Below are 17,406 nucleotides of genomic sequence, written 5' to 3'. Positions count from 1 at the left end.
TTACCTGACAGTAGAATAAATGCATGTATCCGTTAGCTTTGTGCCGTCAACAGACGGCGACTCATTCCTCAGGATCCCTTCCAACTCGTAGCCTAGCTTCTCCGGAATCGCCCTGCTCTTGACGTTCATCGACTCACAGCGGATCTCCACCCTCCTGAAGCCGATATGGCTGAGGGCAAGTTCCGTCAATCCTTTTACCGCTTCGGTTATGTATCCGGCACCACCATGCTTTGTGTCGACCCAGTAGCCGATTTCACCCTTTGGTACCTCCCAGTCCACATTATGAAACCCGGTGGACCCGATCAGTTCTCCGGTTTCCTTATGAAAAATCAGGTAACGGAACGCTTCCCGCTTCCGGAAGCGGACATACGCCTCCCGGAGATTGATTTCTGTCTCTTTCACGGTGGGAGCAACCTGGGCAAACCCGAGCCAAGGCTTCAGTTCGTTCAGGGAACGGTTAATGGCTTCATTCACCACCCTGCCGTCCCCCTGGGGAAGAGGTGCCCGCAACGTCAGCCTTTCCGTTTCAAATGATAATGGGATATCTTTCAATATGGGATTCATATCCGTTCTCCTTTCGCTCATCATATGTACTGTATTGCCTTCACCCTTATTGATGATAATCTACAAAATATAGAAATAGTACTAATTTATTCTATCGTTTTCACGTTTTCCAGAGAACAGCATTGTTTATAACAAGGAATATCTTATTGACGGCGATTATTTACTACTGGGAGATTTCAAGATCCCCTTACACTAAACAAGACAGCAGATGGCTGTCTTGTTTGTTTTCACCTGAAAGATTCTACGAACCGGTCCACTTCCCTGCTCATTTCCACTGAACGGGTCCAGTGGAGATAGTGATGGCCGTCCAGCGGCACCACCCGGCTCGCAGGTTCAGTCGTCAGCTGCGTTTCAAGGAATGTGACATTGTTCTTCCCGTCAGCAGTCGTCTTGCCCGCTTCCTTCGTAAAGAATAATACCGGCATGTCTGCCGGGAAGGCCATATCCTTTGTCTGATCGATATTCTTCTTGATTGCATTGGCCTCGGCTACGACATTGCGGTTATATCCCTTCCAGGCTGAGATCGCCTTGGTCTGGTCAAGATTTTCTTTTGAATATGTCCCTTCACCGGCTTCTGGTAAAAAGTTTCGGGAATCAATCATCAGGGCCAGCCTACCGATTCCAGACGGCGCAATATACTTCAAGAATCCAGGCATGGATGGCGGTGATTCATTGAAATAGTCCAGTGCCCCCGGCAGCGTCGGGTCGATCCCGATTACCGCCTTCACTTCCTCCGGGTATTGATCCGCATAGTACATGCTGTAGATGCCTGACACAGAATGAGGCATGAGAATGTAAGGTCCCTGGATATCCGCCTTACTCAGTGCCGCCCTCATCTCCCGTACTATGTTTTCCACCGTGCGATCCGTCTCGGCCAGGTCGCTCCACCCGTACCCGAATGGCTCCACGACAACGACTCGATGCTTCTTGGAAAGTTCATCAATCAGAGGGGCGAAATCCAGAACAGGCGCAGCCGTCCCCAATCCGCTCATGAGGACAATTGTCTCATCCCCCGTCCCCTTTGAATACACATGCATCTTCTTCCCATCCACTTCCACCCGTTCACCCGGCGGATGATACGTCCCCTGCTCATATGCCGTCATGATCGTGCTGAACACCGACCACCCGATGCACAGGATGAGCAGGATCGCTAGTCCGTTCCTCACGTACACCCATCCCCGTCTTCTCTTTTTCTTCATGAATTTGTCCTCCGCTGTAAGATGATTTCATCTTACCAAGTGGTCCTCACTAAGAAATGGAGACGGAGGAGTATCTTTTACTACGTCTAGAGGCTGATGGACTTCTCTCTCTTTTCATTAATCGCCTCACACCAACGCCGATTATCAGTAAACCCCGTGAAAAAGTTCCAATCAATCAGGAGATACATCTTACGGTCACCATGAGTCACGACAAGCGGCTCCCCTTTCCTAAAGAACCCGAGGCGGTCACTTGAATTCACAGTGAACCGACTAAACGCCTCATCATACTCGCAGGCCACGCGCTCGAACTCTTCCAGCGCCAGGTCTTCCCATCCATCCAATCTGAGTGTGTCCTCCGTCAGTTCAATGCTTCCGGTATGAGGGAATCTATACTTTGGATGGATCGTACCACTGATTTTATCTATCAACCCGTTTGTTTTCAGGTCTTTAGCTGTTGTGCCATAGTAAGTTGCTATCATTTGGTTCTCCTCTTAAAAATTCCATTTAATAGAAAATACACAAAAATAAGGACTTTTTCAATCAATAATGATAATGAAGGAAAATGAAGTTTGAGATGTAGGGCACTGCATTCATTAGTGAACACCCTGCAAATACTACAACCCTAGTCTTTGATCCATTTCATACTTTTGACGAAGATGATGACGGAAATGCATTCCCACAAGTTCATACCACTCCTGTGCGTTTAACCAACCAAAACCTCCATGTGCTTCTTTGTTGTCCGGATTTACATCCTTCAGCTTCTTCTCCACCCCCTCCATTCTCGTCATCAAGTGATCAAGCTCTCGCATCAGATCTTCTTTGGATGTCGGATTGTCGGGCGTTGCATTGAGTTCGGGTGGTAATTGAATCTTTATGGGAGGAAAGCAGCCGATATTGAATAGATATTCTCCAAATTCGGTTTTTCCTTTTTCTTGTTCTCCTTTGCCTGTGGCACAAGCTTCTGCACTATCCAAGTACTCATGGGCCACGCAAATCAGGTGGTTATACATTTGACCGATCGACCACACACCTTGCTCTGGTATATCGTTCAATTGCTCTAGGGAATACTTCTGTACAAATCCTTTGTATGTCTCAATCAACTTCAGATCATTCATGGGAATATCCCTCATCTAATTTAAGATTTTTAGTACTTTATCCTAGAATCCTGGCAGCTACCTAATCTATTCAATGAAAGAATCGATTTTCCTTTTAAAGAAATTTTCCGTAAAGAGTGTTGCATGTGAGGATAACCAAAAGCGATTAACTATTTATGGTATCATTTAGTAAAAACCCTATTTGTCTGAGCCTTCTCCCCTTCACGAAATACCGGTGTTGATGTGAAATATAGGATAAGCTTTGCAAAGAAGTTTGTATAAGATAGGAGATTCCTTTGAAAAAACAATTGATTAGCCAAATGATTATTTCGATTAGTATTCTGCTCATTTTATTCAGTCAGCTACGTTCTTTTCAGCATTGGAGTGACTTATCTTCCATGCGCCAATGGGCTTACATCCTCATGATCAGCCTATGGGGACTGCACCTACTAGTCTTTCTAACCATGGCGGTACTCAGCAACAGAACTAGATCAGTTTGATAAAAAAAACAAACAGAAAACGACCCTTTCTCAAGGGTCGTTTTCGTTTCAGCATTCACATATAAACTTCCTTTTACCTTTGCTCTGAAGCTTCCTGTCTTATTTTTTAGAATCTGAAAAAATACAATAAGCGCCAGGACAAAGCTAAGATTCAATAGCCGGAAAACAATATGGACACCATCAAACATATCCAATAATCCATGTACCACAATAATGTACATGGTAAATAATACGATTGTACTCTTCACCATACCCTCACCCTCTAGAATGTGTCTTCATTTGTTAAAATTGAAAACCTCATTACAACCCGCTCTGTTCACGATTCCTTTTTAACGACCTCGGCTTGCTAAAGAAGAGCGCAAGAATAAAAAAGAGGAAGGTCAACCATAATCCAAGCCACGCTTTTCCGGCTGTGTGTAATAACGGAGTGAGTCCTGCTGAAATAGAGGATAAAAGAAAGAAACATTTCATCAAAATAAACAGACTCCCAGCTACAAGATTTTAAAAGAATCCCATCCTAAAAAATGAGAAACCTTTGTTTATATGTAAATATTTTACACAAAATCCAGTCACCACACAAGCATAGACACAAAAAATCCGCTCCTGTTCCCAGGCAGCGGATTTTCCCATTAGTGTTCATGGCCATGCTCCATATCACAAAGAATCGCGGAGTCATGGGGATTGTTTTCAGTTTCGAATTGCATCGTGATATGTTTGATGCCGAAGTGCTGCAGACGGGGTTCCAAGCGTCTCAGAACTTGCTCTGTTCCTTTGACGGTAAGGTCTTCAGCTACTACGGCATGACAGGACATGGCAATGAATCCACTTGTAATAGTCCATATATGGAGGTCATGGATGTCGTCGATTCCCTCTTCCCGTTTGATCACATCAATCACCTCTTCGACATCAATTTGTTCTGGTGTTCCTTCCAAGAGGATATGAAGGGATTTTTTCACGACCCGGTATCCGCTGTTCAAGACGAGGATGGCGACGATGACACTTGCCAGTGGATCGGCCCAGCCCCAGCCGAAGAACATGATGAGAAGGGCAGCGATCACCGCTCCAACCGAACCGAGCATATCACTGATGACGTGAAGGAAGGCGCCCCTCATATTCAGGTTCTCATCCGTATCGCCTCCACGCATCATGATCCACGCAACCAGGACGTTGACAAGAAGACCGATGATGGAGATGATGAGCATGCCGCTTGTAGCAACCTCAGGCGGATGGGTAAATCGCTTGATGGCTTCATAAAAGATGAAGAGTGCGATACCGATCAAGGTAAGGCCGTTCAAGGTGGCTGCGATGATCTCAAACCGCTTGTAGCCGAATGTATTGCGATATGTAGCTGCCTTCTCCCCGAGCTTAAATGCGATCAGGGCAATCCCCAGGGATAGGGAGTCACTGAGCATATGACCCGCATCTGAGAGCAGGGCCAGACTGTTTGTCACATATCCTCCGATGGCTTCCACCACCATATAAACGGTTATGATGATAAATGAGATCAGCATGGTTTTCGTATTGGCGTGATGAGTGTGATCACTGTGATCGTGTGCCATGGGTATATTCCTCCTCTTCGGCTATGTTGTTTAACCTAGTTAGTCCTTCTTACGTTACCCATTTTCCTATTTATGCAACCTCAAAAACTTATATATGACTATATATTCATATATTAATTCAATTGCTTTCAACTGTCAACGTTCGCAAAAGGAAGGCAAGCCCTCAAAACTAAGGGCTTGCCTGTTAGGTGAAGCTATTCTCATTCCCCTACCTTTTCCCCCCGCACGACCAATCGCTCTTCAAATTCATTCGTGGTCCAGTTATAGGTCTCACACGTGATCAGTGTGATCGTCTGATCCTCCGTATCCTCCAGGACCGACAAATCATCAGGTGATACCCTCCTTTGTTCCGCCACTTTGTACGTAGTGGTTTTTCCGTTGACATCCAGTTCCATTACATCCCCTTCAGTCAGCTCATGAAGCCGATTGAAGAGGACACCGTATGCATTCATTTTATGTCCCGCAATGGAAATATTCGTGGCGGAAAAGGGAGTATCCTCCTCGATGGTCGCGACTCCATTCTTGAGATGGAATTCACTTGCCCCCTGGAAGATGGGCTCCTCTAATTCGATGGATGGGATACGGAGGACCGCCTTGATGTCAGAGGTCTCTACATCCGCGGAATCACTCAAGTATAGCTTCTCAAACATGGTTTTTTTCACTTCCCCCTTCCCTTCACTCGCTGCGACGAGAAGTTTTTCGTTGAACCCTTTATAGACTCCACCCTTGATTTGGCTATGAAACAAAAGGGGAAGGGACATCAGAATGATCAAGATGCCAATCACTTTCTTCATTTATAGACCTCCCCCTTCGGCAAGTCTGGCGTCAGGATGCCGTATTTCCGTTTGAAACGTTCCAGGATCCGAATCCACCCCACACTGAAGAGCCCGAGGAAAAATACGTTTGATAACGCATGGGCAAGATCAAAGTAAAAGCTAGCGATATAGGCCGAGGCGAACACTTCCCAAGAGGCATCACCAAGGAAGCCAAGGAGGAACCACAAATTCATGAACCACCCGAACAAAAAGCCTACGACAAATCCATATCCCATCAACCCCCATTTGGTATTGATGATCACTGTGTTACGGAGGAATCCGGCCATCATGCCGGCCATCCCCCAGGCATACATTTGCCAAGGGGTCCAGGGACCTTGACCCAAGAAGATATTGGAGACGATGGCCGCCATCGCTCCTATCAGAAAACCCGCTTCGGGCCCCAGAACGATGGCACTCACAATGATCACGAAGGTAGTCGGTTGCACACTCGGCAGGGGAGCAAACGGTACCCTGCTCATGGCTGCAATGGCTGCAAGTACCGCCAGCAGGACGATTTCCTTACTCCCGATCGCACGGAGTTCGAATCTCGCAAACAACGGGATGACCGTTACAATCATGATGGCGATGCAGATCATCATATAAGGCCTGTCGTCAAACAGAATGGCTGAAACAAATAAGAGAATCAAGGTCATGACAGAGGAGGTAATCAGGACGGCACGTGAAGATTCCATGTCTTATATGCCTCCTCTACCGTCAGGACCGTTGGAACATCGGCATTCTGACTCACGCGGTTGATCGTCGTGGTATAGAAGTAGTGATGATCCAACACCTCCCTCACCGTTCCGTCTGCCGTAATGCGACCGTCAAACAACCACGCGCATCGTGAAGCATGCCTTGCCGCAAATTCAATGTCGTGGGTCACCATCAGGATGGTCATGCCATCTTGATGAAGATCATCCAACATGACCGAGAACTGATCTTTGGACACCGCATCCATCCCCTTCGTCGGTTCATCGATCAAGAGTAGATCTGGCTCAATGAATAATAGGGTGGCAAGTGCCGCCTTCTGCTGTTCTCCCCCACTGCAATCATGGATATGCTTTTCCAGGATCGACTCAATGCCGAGACGGGTCGCGATGGACCTCATTCGTTCTTCCGGAAGCGGGATGTCGTAACGGACGGCAAGCTCAAGGATTTCTTCCTGTAGCGTTTCACACATAAAACAGAGCAACGGGTTTTGAGGAAGATAGCCCATTCTGCAGGATGACTTTTTCGAAACCTGCTTCCCATTCAGCCTTACCTTTCCGCTATACGGCTTCAGAATCGACGCAATGATTTTCAGGAGGGTCGTCTTTCCTGAGGCGTTTCCTCCCACCACAGTAAGAAAATCCCCTTTCCTCACCTCTAAGCTGATATCCTTCAGGATCATGGGTGCACGCTTTTCATACTTGAAGCTTACATGGTTCATTTCGAGAAGGGGTAATGCCTGCCCAGAAGAGACTTCTCGCTTGTGCTCCACCATCCCGATGGATAGATCCGATAGCCAGCGCTGGGCCTCTTTGACAGACAGGGGCACCCGCGTATCGTAAGACAGGTCGGCAAAGGTATAGTATAGCTTCGCAATGGCTGGAAGGAATGGAAGAAACGTGTTGTCCTGGTTCTTCCACACAGTGGAAACAACTGTCCTTGCCGTCCCTTCATAGGCCACGCTTCCTTTCTCCATGAGGATCACCCGATCCGCGATGGGATAGAGCTCTTCCAATCGGTGCTCGACCATGATGATCGTCATCCCGAATTCTTCGTTCAGACGGTGGACAAATTGAATCAGTGCTTTTGCCTGGACCGGGTCTAGTTGGGACGTCGGTTCATCCAATAACAACAGGTCCGGCTTTTGCAGGAGGACGCTCGCCACGTTCATCAGCTGTTTCTGCCCGCCTGAGAGATGTCTTGTATCCTGATCGAGGAGGTCTTCCATACCGAAGAAATGAACCATTTCCGCCACGCGCTGCCGCATCTCCCCCGTCCCCAATTGCTCGTTTTCCATGCCGAATACAAGTTCACTAAGGACGTTATCCATGACAATCTGATTTTCCGGGTCCTGAAACACGAATCCTACTCCCATATCTGACATCCTGATCTGTCCCATCATCCTTCCTACCGGTGTGAGTTCCTTTTTCAACAGCTTCAGAAGGGTTGTCTTCCCACAGCCTGAAGGACCTCCGATCACAATGAAATCCCCTTTATCCACGGTAAGGGAAAGGGAGCGGATGGCTGCTTGTTCTTCCTCTGGATAGTGAAAGCTTAGTTTGTCGAGTTCAATACATGCCATCGAAGTTGACTGCCTCCTTCAAGTAAAATGGGGAATGCCATCAGACAAATGAACAGGATCAAGATCAGCCAGTCCGAAGGGGAAAATGAGAGTGTCTCAAGCTGGGGATACACATTGAGTGTCCCGATTCCGTTCTGTGCAGAATACACACACACGCCGGCTATCCCTGCTAAGACGATGGACGCTCCCCAATCGGAATAGCGGAATGGGAACAGCTGATAATGCGACCTCTTCCGCTCCCCGAACCCTCTTGCATTCATGGATTCAGCCGTTTGAAGCGCCTCCTCCAACGACCACGTGAGGAGCTTTTGCATATAGAGCATGCCTGTCCTGCTCCGCTTCTTCACGCTTCCGTTGAACATATCGTGTCCCCTGAGCTTTTGCGTGTAATACAGCTCCTTCCACCGGGTAATGAGCAGCGGTACGAAACGCACCGTAATCATCAGCAGGAGGGCGAGCTGTGGCCACACTTTTGAAAAGAGAAATAAGAATTTCCGCCCGTGGATCACATCATTGAATGAAATGAACAGGATGAAGATCCCCCATAGACTCATGGCCATGATCATCCCGTATGCCACTCCTTCCAATGTAACGGGATTATGACGGAAATAGAACAGCACGGTGGCTCCCCTTCGGACGAAAAGGGGATTCATGACGATGATGATGAGCCCCATGCAAGCGATCGCAGGCATAGATTGGATCAGTTTCCCCCAGGTTCCTTGAAGGATATTCACCCCGAACAGGATCAAGATGGATACAGACAGGAACAACGGATGGGTGAACATCATCATGCACACACCCGCACAAACGTAGTAGAGAAAGCTTACGAAGGGGTGAAGTTCTTTCAATCTGATTGTCACGTTGCGTACCCCTTTCTTCTAGCGGAACGGCTTCAGCTCCGCTCCGAGATCTTTTCCGAGGTCGATGGTGTAAAGCCACTCAATGCGATCTCCGTCCTGGAGGGGGACTACTCCTGCCCCTCTGTTAGGGAAGATCCCATTCACCCGGTACATCCAACCGCTGCCGGATCCCCGGTCAAACTCAAATAGGTTGTTGATTCCTTCTACATAGGCATTCGCCCCTGTACCACCGCGGAACGACATGGGGATTCCTTGAGAACGTGTCACCTCGATGAGTACATCAAGGACCGTATCCCCATCCTCGATTTCGACTGAAGTCGGAGGGAGCACCGTACCCATTTGACTATCTGCCACAATGGAATAGGTGACTGTCGATGTTGCTGCCTGCTTTTCTTCCTTTTCGGGCTTTGGAGCGGGTCCAGGATTCTTGGAAGGCTGAGGTGCCGGTGCCTTGCTTTCAGATTGTGGTGATTCGGCACGTTCAGAGTCGGAAGGAGCTTTGGATTCTTTTGGGCTCTCTGCTTTTTGGTTTGAAGCTGTTTTTGCTTCTTTCGTTGATGTAGAGGTTTCTTGTTTGTCTGGCTTTCCTTCTGATTCAGGACGTTCCGTTGTTCCGTTTCTTTCTTCTTGTTGCTGAGGATCAGCCTTGCCGTCCTCTTTTGTACTTTTAGTGGTTGTGCTGTCCGATTTCTCGTTTGTGTCTTTTTCCTCTTTCTTTTCTTCCTGGTTCTCGGTCTTGGAATGTTCATCAGAGATAGCGTTTGGATCTTTTTGTTTTTCTTTATCCCCGGTCACGGAAGCGACGGAGTTTTCGCTACCCGCCACTTGCTTACTTGTTGGTGCCTTTTCTTCTTCGCCGGAGAAACCATAGGTAACCCCGATTACTCCAAGAGTAAGGAAGAACACCGTCAGGATCGACAGTATGAGCTTACGTTGCTTCTTCATCGAACTCCTCCTAACCTTTTATCTCCATCTTCCGCTTCTTGCGTGCACCCCAGAAATAGATCGAGAGGCCCGTGAGTAGAAAGAGCCCTCCCGCGACTGGAAGATACCATTCGTTCACGCCAGTATTGGGGAGCTTTTTCCCCGAAGAAGGGTTAGCTGCCGGTACAACAGTATCGTCTTTCTTGTTTTCCTTTGGAGACGAGCCCGTTTTTCCGTCATCCTGTGTTTTTTCTGGTTCATTTGTTTTCTCTTCCTCTTCCGTTCCCGTTGGTGCGGAGTTGAACACAGCAAATGTGCTCAGGTGATCAGGTTGTACACTGATCCATCCATCGGCATAGTCCCCTCCGACATGGTCCCACTTTTCCGTATCGGAATTATAAAAGTAAACGGCGGTAGATGTGCTGTCCACCTCTTCTTCCTTAACGGCGAAGGACAGTTCTACGGCATCTTTCACATCATGAATGCTTTCCCCATCCTGTTTGATGGTAAAGTCGTACACGTTACTAAGAGCTTCCTTCATGCCTTCCATGCGCTGGATGGAGAATTCAGCTTCTTTTTTTGAGAACCCTTTCAATTCAGTCTTCATTTTCACTTGAGATGATTCCAAGTGAAGCGTCGCCTCTTTATTGACCATCACACTCATGCTTTCATCCGGGAAGACGACGGTAACCGAATCGTCCGGGATCTCGATGATGATATCTCCCCCTGCCTTCAGGTTGCTGATACTATCCATCTCGATCGTGCCTTTTCCATCTTTCCATACAGGCTTTAGGGTCACCTGGTCCAGCAGCTTTGGCGGATCCTCATCTTTGGCTTCTTTTTTGTACTGTATCGTCACTTTCTTTGACACCACTTTTTCATTCTGATCTTGTGCGCTGACAATGAGAACATTCTTCCCCTCTTTTAACGAAAGGACGAACTCACCCGATTTGTTACCTTCAAGGGCTTGATCATTCAACTTCGCATCGACTACCAAGGCGTTTCCTTCTCCATCCTTTGCCTCAGCCGTGACCGTGATTTCTGGTGTTGTGACAATCTGGCCATCTTCTACCCCTTTTATCGTGAGGGTCGGATCAGGCATGGGTGTCGGTGGTTCCGGCTCCAATGGTTTAGGGAATGAATAAAGCTTCCCCTCCCCCTTTAAGAATTTCTGATACGCGACGAGGGCCTGCAGGGCTTGCTCGGTCGCCATCCCGTTGGAATTGCCTGGACTGACATGCATAAATCCGCCATCCTCCGACTTGAAGCTCAGAAGGTGTGTGACCAGATTATTGGATCCTTTCGTGAATGCCTTTGACGTCGGATCAATCCCGTTCGACGTCAGGGCAATGATGACTTGGGAAGTGGCTTCACTTGAAGTCCCCCCGACAAATGGATCGTCGAATCCTCCGCTTGATTGCTGTTCTGACGATAGGAATGAAAGCGCACCATCTACCGCTTTCTTCACATTCCCCTGGGATGATGTATAGGGTGCCAGAGCAATCAAGGCCATGGCCGTGATATCATAGCTCGGTCCCGACATGTATGCACTGAGGGACCAGCTTCCATCCTCATTCTGCTGCTTCAAAAGCTCATCAATCAGCTTTTGACGTGTCCACTTGGCGTTTGATGGCACCTCGAACTGTTGGCTGTCCAACGCGATCAAGGCGAAGATCGGTCCGTTATTCCCTTGAAGGGTCATCGTGTCATTCCCTGGTGACACATCATGACTGTTGTAGATCTTTTCAATCAAGTCTGTGCCGTTGACAGACAATGGATCCAAACCGATTGCCGCCGCCGCAATCACGTGGCGTTCAATATCGGTAATCTTAGCGTATCTCGATGGGTTGATGACCTGGCTATCCACCGATTGACTGAAATGATTCTGATAATAGGCATCCGGCACTGGATATCCCGCTGCCGCAAGTCCTATGGCTTCCCACTCACTACTTACTCCGCTGTCCAGAATGTGATTCGCAGCACCTTCAATGGTTTTATTGATCTCAGCCAGCGAAACATCCGTACTTGTCGCTGCCTCTGCGTGTCCAGACGGAATCCCCGCAACCGGCACACCCAAAAACAACACAACGCTCAATACACTTGCCAACATTGCTTGAAGTATTCTCACTCACATATCCTCCCGTATCCCTTATCCCCTGTACTAGATAAATAATATGTATATAAAAAAGCCCTGCTCTTCCCGAAAGAAGAACAAGGCTTTGAAATCCACGTGCACATACCAACCCCATGCATACTGATCCACCTCGCTTCACCTTTTACCGGAAGGCTCCACCATTACACATACAGGCAGGTCTCCTGACTCATGATTCATCGCTCCCTTCCGCCTTCCCGGACTCTTACATCCAGTGGCATTTCACAAAGATCGCTCATCACTTACAGTGGCCGGACCGCTCAGGATTCACACCTGATTCCCTTTTAATCAGCCCCGAACCCGAGGCTGAACCAATATGCACCTATGAAGTTATACTCCTCTCCATCTTAATGGAAACATTCGCTCAATTCAATATACTGTTAATTGGAGGAATATCAGGAAATGGGGAAGGATGTTGATGGGTGGCGGGGTTTGTCGGGGTTTGTACCATTGAAAATTATTTCACCAATCTTTTTCCATGATGATGAACCTATACTCCTGCCCTCTAATATTGTTCTGAAATTCACCTTTTTGTACAAACCCCGCACGTTCATACACGCTGATAGCACGGACATTGAAGTCCACCACAGCCAACTCCAAATGGTCATAACCGAGTTTCCTTCTTCCCTCTTCGATGATGGAATGGAAAAACCTCCTCCCCTCACCCTTCCCTGTCAGTGCCGGCTTCATCTGTATCCCAACTCCCATGATATCCTCCGTTTCATCTCCGACCTGGAAAAACTCACAGTTCCCTGCCAATCTCCCCTCCCGGTCAATGACCGAATAAAATCCTTCCCGATTACCGCTCTCAAGAAATCCGTTAACCTTCTCCTCTTGAATCGGATTATCATAGAACGAATAGTTGCCTTCATACCTCCACGTGATGAACTCTTGGATGTCTTGGTCTGTCCTTTTTCTTAACGTATAGCTCAAACGTATCACCCTTTCTTATACCTATAGTGTAAAGGCAAGCACACGCTCACTCTCCCTCGTAAACGACTACATAAAATATTCGAGGAAAAATAAAAAGCGTCCTCCGGTAAAAACCATCAGACGCTTCATGAAGACTATTCTCTCTTATAAACAATCCGTTCAATGCTCTTCACGGAAAGATGGTAGGCAGCAGCAAGCTGCTCCTTCTTCCACCCACACTTAAACCTCTCACAGATTTCCTTATTTCGCTCATCCAGAGTCTTCCTGGCTCCGCTCTGCTCTCCCCAGGATCGCTCGCTGCCGCTTTTTCTCGGGATGTATACATACTCACCATCCACATAGCCCTGAATGATGGCAATCAGTTCATCCGGTAGGACATCCTTTGCCCGTTTATGGCTCATTTTCGCCCCTGCTTCCTTATTAGAATTGGAATAAGAAAGGCAAAGACTGCTCATTTATCATTTCCATCTCCCGGCAGCCTTTGCTGCTAACGGGAGAATACTTTCAGGTTGGGGTATTTTGCCATGGTTGACCTCCTCGCGTATTTTTCTATATACTACCATATCCCTTGGCAGAGTTCCTGGTTTCGGTCAGCCTAACTCTTTATTCATCAATATGTTCTGTGATAATATCTGCAATCTCAGAGATAGAAAGTGTACCATCTACAACCAGGTCGGAATTTGGTTTAATTGTATGTAACATAGCAAGATACCCTTGCCTTCCTCTTGAAATGTAGTGATCTAGATCCCCTAATATATCTTCAACTGAAGCATGTTTAAAATCTCTGCTTATTCTACGCGCAAGCGCAAGATCTAATGGCGTATCAATAAACACGGTGAAATCAATCAGGTTGCTACTTGCATCATGTAGATAGGCAAATGGAAAATCCAATATGATGGTATCCAACGGCTCAGTCTGCAACGATTGTATCTCACAAATAAGAGGTGTTAGATCCCACTCATTCGGATTGCAACCATTCTCAATCCATTCAATCATGTCTTCTGGCCCTTTGAAGTCATAGTCATCGAAATAAAGCGCTATACTATTTCCTAGCTTCTCCTTTAAGCAAGAGGCTATTGTTGATTTTCCCCCGCCTGATACCGCAGCAATCGCAATCACTTTAGGGATTTTTCTTTTCATTAAATGCCTCCTTTTCAACATTATATTTTAAAGTTGTAAGGGATCTAGAAGTTAAACTTACCACCCTCCATTACTGGGATTTCCCTTCCTTCTTTCACTCCCACTACGTTCATATCGTCAGCTCCAAAGGTCACATTGACGGACAAGAGAGAGCTATTCAGACCCGCATCCTTTAATTCATGCTCAGATTTGTGAAGGCCATCTATGATCGTGGAGGGAGATGCATCCCCGATTCCGATATGACAGGCCGTATTTTCATCAAACAGGGTCTTGTAAAAGAGCGTATTAGCCTGAGCAAGAGGTACTTTAGTCGAAACCAACGCGATTTCCCCTAGATAATGTGAGCCTTCATCCGTTTCGATGAGATGTTGCAACGCTTCTTGTCCATTCGCGGCATAATAGTCGGTAATTCGGCCTTCTGTAAAAATCAGATGAAAGTCTTCTATGATATTCCCACCATAGATAAGAGGTTTAGTCCCTACCAGTTTGCCATTCACCCTGTTTTTGTGTGGAGCAGTAAATATTTCTTCTGTAGGGATGTTCGGAAAGAAAGGGATGCCTTGTTCATCTGTGACAGCCCCACCGATAAAAAGATGATTTTTGGCTAGACCCACTACTAAATCAGTTCCACGTTTATTTGTAAAATGCAGCGCTTCAAATCGGCTCTCGTTCAGGAATTTTTTTCGAGACTCGAAGGCTCTGTGGTGTTCTCTCCAATCATCAATGGGACTCTCCCCGTCTGCCCTAGCTCCACTTACAATCAATTCCCATAATGATTGTAAAGCTTCTTCTTTACTCAGGTTGGGGAATACTTTGGCTGCCCAATCAACGCACGGGACAGCTATAAGACACCACCGGACCTTATGGGATCTGACTTTGCTGTAATAATCCTTCAATTTTGTACGAGACGCTTTTTGGAAACGTTGAATCCTTTCAGCAGAAACGTCTTCCAAGACATTATCAGAAATAATATGAATGTAAGCAGCCCCTTCATCATTCCATTCTTTAAAACGCGCAGCCTGCCAATCGGGAATGTGATCGATGAAACGATCTGCTGCATGTATGTAAAATTCTTTGGACGACTGTTCATCCTTCCAATCAATCACTACATTCGAGGCACCTGCCTCGTAGGCTGCCGTTTGGATCAGACGAGCAAACCCAGCATGTTGGATATCACTATGAATAATCAATAACTGATCCTTTTGGAGATTCACACCGGCTCTTACAGCAAGTTCTGCGTACTTTTTCAATTGTGGGTCGCTTATAATCCCTTTAACCATTTACGATCTCCCCTATACTGTTCTGCATCGTTTTGCTAAAGACTCCTGACCTGCATAGCACCGATCTTGGCGTGCGTCAGCTCTTCGTAATCATTTCAATCTATAACGTTCAACACTTCTCTCACTAACCATTCTGCGATCTTGTCCCGACTGAGTTCATCTACCGTTATGATGTTTGCTTCTTTAAGATTGTTTATGATATTCATTTCAGGATGACGGTTTAAAGGAATCGTCCCAAGTACCACCTTGTTTCCTGAAAAAATGTCTTGAACGTTTTTCTTAAATGAATGAGAGAACATCTGCATATACCCGATCTCATCAATCACGATGATGTCCTTGGTACGAAGCGCCCCTTGTAAAATATCTTTGGCAAACAGATCAAACTCCTCTACATTAACACCATACCTTCCAACCCTGGTTGCGCTGCAGCTTTCTACGTTGGCAATGTCTACACTTTCTCCATCCATCGATACACACCGGAAACCTATCCGATCATCGAAGTTGGTTACTTCTTCCGTATAGAATCCTCCACAACGATCGACGCCGATTTCATGAATGATTTGTTTGATCAACGTTGATTTGCCTATTCTCGGCTTTCCCGAGAGTAAAAAAAATGTGGAATTCATATGTCCTCCTTCAACCGATATGTTGCTTAATATGGATGGATGGATTATTTCTGTGTAATAAACTCCCATCACCTCTTTTACATATTATTACATACAAAAGAGCTCACCAATACCCTAGTAGCTCATTTTCAAGATTTCTCATACGACTCAGGAATATTGAGGACTTGTTTCGGCAAGTCCTTTTTGTATGTTTCAAGCCCTCATTCATGGTGCATATTAGCAAGAGGGGGTGATAGAGTGAAGGATGAAAAGGGCAAATCAGAAAACCGTTCTGTATCGGATAAGGAAAGACAAGTCCAACACGACCGGAACAATGAAAATGCGAAGGCCAGAGCCGAGGTGGAATCACGAGTCCCTCGTATCAACACGGACAACCTCTGAATACTAAAAAAGCCATCCCTGGGCAAAACCGGGATGGCTTGTATCATTTATTTAAGGCAAAATAAAACCACCAAATATGTATTTGGTGGAGACGGAGGGAGTCGAACCCTCGTCCAGAAATAACGGCACTTGTGCGTCTACGAGCGTAGTCGATATATTCGCGGTTTCGCTGCAGCTTATGCCTACCGACTGGCGTCCGTGCAGCTAGTCTGGTTAATCTCTTCCTTTGTCCTCAGACGGTGGACTCCGGCGTAGCCTACTAAGAGTGAGTCCCTTACCCTACCACATAGGCGATGGAGGGAGGAACAGCTAAAGCGCTATTACGCAGCTAGAGCTAGGTTATTGTTAGTTTTGCCAGTTATTATTGGCTTTGACGTTTTAACGTAGACGATCCCTACGGCTCGCAACCCAAGCTCGAACTATCCCTGTCGAATCCGTAACGTCCCCATATGAGGAAGAACGGGAAAGAATAAGTTCTCACTGGTTACTTATTCAATTGTTCTTATCGCAGTCAGTTTGCCCTGCGACACTATTTATTATAACAAACTGAGCGCCAAATGCAACTGGAAGGATCAGTAATTCCCTTTTTGCCTTTGAGCGAGCTCGCGCTGGATCGAGCGGTTGGCTTCCTTGCGCTTCAGATCTTCACGTTTGTCATATTTCTTCTTACCGCGTGCAAGGCCGATGAGGAGCTTGGCGACGCCGTTTTTGATGTACAGCTTCAGCGGGACGAGTGAATATCCTGCCTCTTTCGTTTCACCGATGAGCTTGTTGATCTGCCTGCGGTGCAGGAGGAGCTTCCTCGTGCGGAGCGGATCATGATTGTACCGGTTCCCCTGCTCGTACGGTGATACGTGCATGTTGTAGACGTATACTTCACCGTTTCGGATGCGGGCGAAGGAATCCTTCAAGTTGACGCGACCGCCGCGGATCGATTTGATTTCCGTCCCCTGGAGGACGATGCCTGCTTCGAAGGTCTCTTCGACGGCGAAGTCATGGCGGGCTTTTTTATTCTGGGCAATGAGCTTGCCTTCTCCCTTTGGCATGTGAATCCCTCTCTCTCTTTCTGTGGTGCCATTATCTCATAAA

18 protein-coding genes, 1 other RNA gene and 1 riboswitch are annotated in these 17,406 nt (G+C 46.9%); of the genes, 1 reads left to right on the top strand and 18 read right to left on the bottom strand.

The window, feature by feature from the left end; translation table 11 throughout:
• The 16 genes from AF331_RS16550 to AF331_RS16470 form a co-directional block, all read right to left on the bottom strand.
• Positions 1-564, bottom strand: a complete 564-nt coding sequence (locus AF331_RS16550; RefSeq protein WP_053429186.1) for a GNAT family N-acetyltransferase — start codon at positions 562-564, stop codon at positions 1-3.
• Between the two features lie 227 nt (positions 565-791).
• Positions 792-1,763 carry an alpha/beta fold hydrolase gene (locus AF331_RS16545; protein ID WP_082347017.1) on the bottom strand — a complete coding sequence of 324 codons (972 nt, stop codon included), beginning with the start codon at positions 1,761-1,763 and terminating at the stop codon, positions 792-794.
• 86 nt (positions 1,764-1,849) lie between these two features.
• Complete coding sequence (locus AF331_RS16540; protein WP_053429185.1) at positions 1,850-2,242, bottom strand: hypothetical protein; 393 nt, start codon at positions 2,240-2,242, stop codon at positions 1,850-1,852.
• Between the two features lie 135 nt (positions 2,243-2,377).
• The gene (locus tag AF331_RS16535) at positions 2,378-2,878 is read right to left on the bottom strand and encodes a DinB family protein (protein WP_053429184.1); all 501 of its coding nucleotides are present in this window, start codon (positions 2,876-2,878) and stop codon (positions 2,378-2,380) included.
• A 1,108-nt stretch (positions 2,879-3,986) separates the two neighbouring features.
• Positions 3,987-4,916, bottom strand: coding sequence for a cation diffusion facilitator family transporter (locus tag AF331_RS16525; protein ID WP_053429182.1), 930 nt, complete (start codon positions 4,914-4,916; stop codon positions 3,987-3,989).
• A 200-nt stretch (positions 4,917-5,116) separates the two neighbouring features.
• The gene (locus AF331_RS16520; protein ID WP_053429181.1) at positions 5,117-5,710 is read right to left on the bottom strand and encodes a class D sortase; all 594 of its coding nucleotides are present in this window, start codon (positions 5,708-5,710) and stop codon (positions 5,117-5,119) included.
• On the bottom strand, positions 5,707-6,330 hold the full coding sequence (locus tag AF331_RS16515) for an ECF transporter S component (RefSeq protein WP_373921202.1): 624 nt from the start codon (positions 6,328-6,330) through the stop codon (positions 5,707-5,709). The genes AF331_RS16520 and AF331_RS16515 overlap by 4 nt, the downstream gene beginning before the upstream one ends.
• A 68-nt stretch (positions 6,331-6,398) precedes the next feature.
• The gene (locus AF331_RS16510) at positions 6,399-8,021 is read right to left on the bottom strand and encodes an ABC transporter ATP-binding protein (protein ID WP_053429180.1); all 1,623 of its coding nucleotides are present in this window, start codon (positions 8,019-8,021) and stop codon (positions 6,399-6,401) included.
• Positions 7,994-8,881: an energy-coupling factor transporter transmembrane component T gene (locus AF331_RS16505; RefSeq protein WP_053429179.1), complete on the bottom strand. Its 888-nt coding sequence runs from the start codon at positions 8,879-8,881 to the stop codon at positions 7,994-7,996. Before AF331_RS16505 ends, AF331_RS16510 begins: the two co-directional genes overlap by 28 nt.
• 18 nt (positions 8,882-8,899) lie before the next feature.
• Entirely contained in the window at positions 8,900-9,826 is a 927-nt protein-coding gene (locus AF331_RS16500; protein WP_053429178.1) for a DUF4430 domain-containing protein, read from the bottom strand.
• Between the two features lie 10 nt (positions 9,827-9,836).
• Positions 9,837-11,933: an LPXTG cell wall anchor domain-containing protein gene (locus tag AF331_RS16495; RefSeq protein WP_152915682.1), complete on the bottom strand. Its 2,097-nt coding sequence runs from the start codon at positions 11,931-11,933 to the stop codon at positions 9,837-9,839.
• A gap of 161 nt (positions 11,934-12,094) precedes the next feature.
• Positions 12,095-12,288, bottom strand: a riboswitch (cobalamin riboswitch).
• Between the two features lie 131 nt (positions 12,289-12,419).
• The gene (locus AF331_RS16490) at positions 12,420-12,899 is read right to left on the bottom strand and encodes a GNAT family N-acetyltransferase (RefSeq protein WP_235576421.1); all 480 of its coding nucleotides are present in this window, start codon (positions 12,897-12,899) and stop codon (positions 12,420-12,422) included.
• Between the two features lie 125 nt (positions 12,900-13,024).
• Entirely contained in the window at positions 13,025-13,291 is a 267-nt protein-coding gene (locus tag AF331_RS16485; protein ID WP_048014664.1) for a CD3324 family protein, read from the bottom strand.
• Positions 13,292-13,493: 202 nt separating this feature from the next.
• The gene (locus AF331_RS16480; protein ID WP_053429175.1) at positions 13,494-14,030 is read right to left on the bottom strand and encodes a nucleoside/nucleotide kinase family protein; all 537 of its coding nucleotides are present in this window, start codon (positions 14,028-14,030) and stop codon (positions 13,494-13,496) included.
• Positions 14,031-14,074: 44 nt separating this feature from the next.
• Positions 14,075-15,310 (bottom strand): aminopeptidase, encoded by a 1,236-nt coding sequence (locus tag AF331_RS16475; protein WP_053429174.1) that lies wholly within the window; start codon positions 15,308-15,310, stop codon positions 14,075-14,077.
• Between the two features lie 95 nt (positions 15,311-15,405).
• The gene (locus AF331_RS16470) at positions 15,406-15,936 is read right to left on the bottom strand and encodes a nucleoside-triphosphatase (protein ID WP_053429173.1); all 531 of its coding nucleotides are present in this window, start codon (positions 15,934-15,936) and stop codon (positions 15,406-15,408) included.
• Between the two features lie 237 nt (positions 15,937-16,173).
• On the opposite strand from AF331_RS16470, the gene AF331_RS22555 reads away from it, so the two are divergent.
• Positions 16,174-16,317, top strand: coding sequence for a hypothetical protein (locus AF331_RS22555; RefSeq protein WP_160316576.1), 144 nt, complete (start codon positions 16,174-16,176; stop codon positions 16,315-16,317).
• Between the two features lie 83 nt (positions 16,318-16,400).
• Here AF331_RS22555 and ssrA read toward each other — a convergent pair.
• Positions 16,401-16,764, bottom strand: a transfer-messenger RNA (tmRNA) gene (gene ssrA, locus AF331_RS21995).
• 125 nt (positions 16,765-16,889) lie between these two features.
• On the bottom strand, positions 16,890-17,363 hold the full coding sequence (smpB, locus tag AF331_RS16465) for an SsrA-binding protein SmpB (RefSeq protein WP_048006753.1): 474 nt from the start codon (positions 17,361-17,363) through the stop codon (positions 16,890-16,892).
• Between the last annotated feature and the right edge of the window lie 43 nt (positions 17,364-17,406).

The organism is Rossellomorea marisflavi (assembly GCF_001274775.1).
GTDB classification, from domain to species: Bacteria; Bacillota; Bacilli; order Bacillales; family Bacillaceae_B; genus Rossellomorea; species Rossellomorea marisflavi.
The sequence above is the reverse complement of the archived record's forward strand: the minus strand, read 5'-3'. Positions and strand labels throughout refer to the sequence as shown.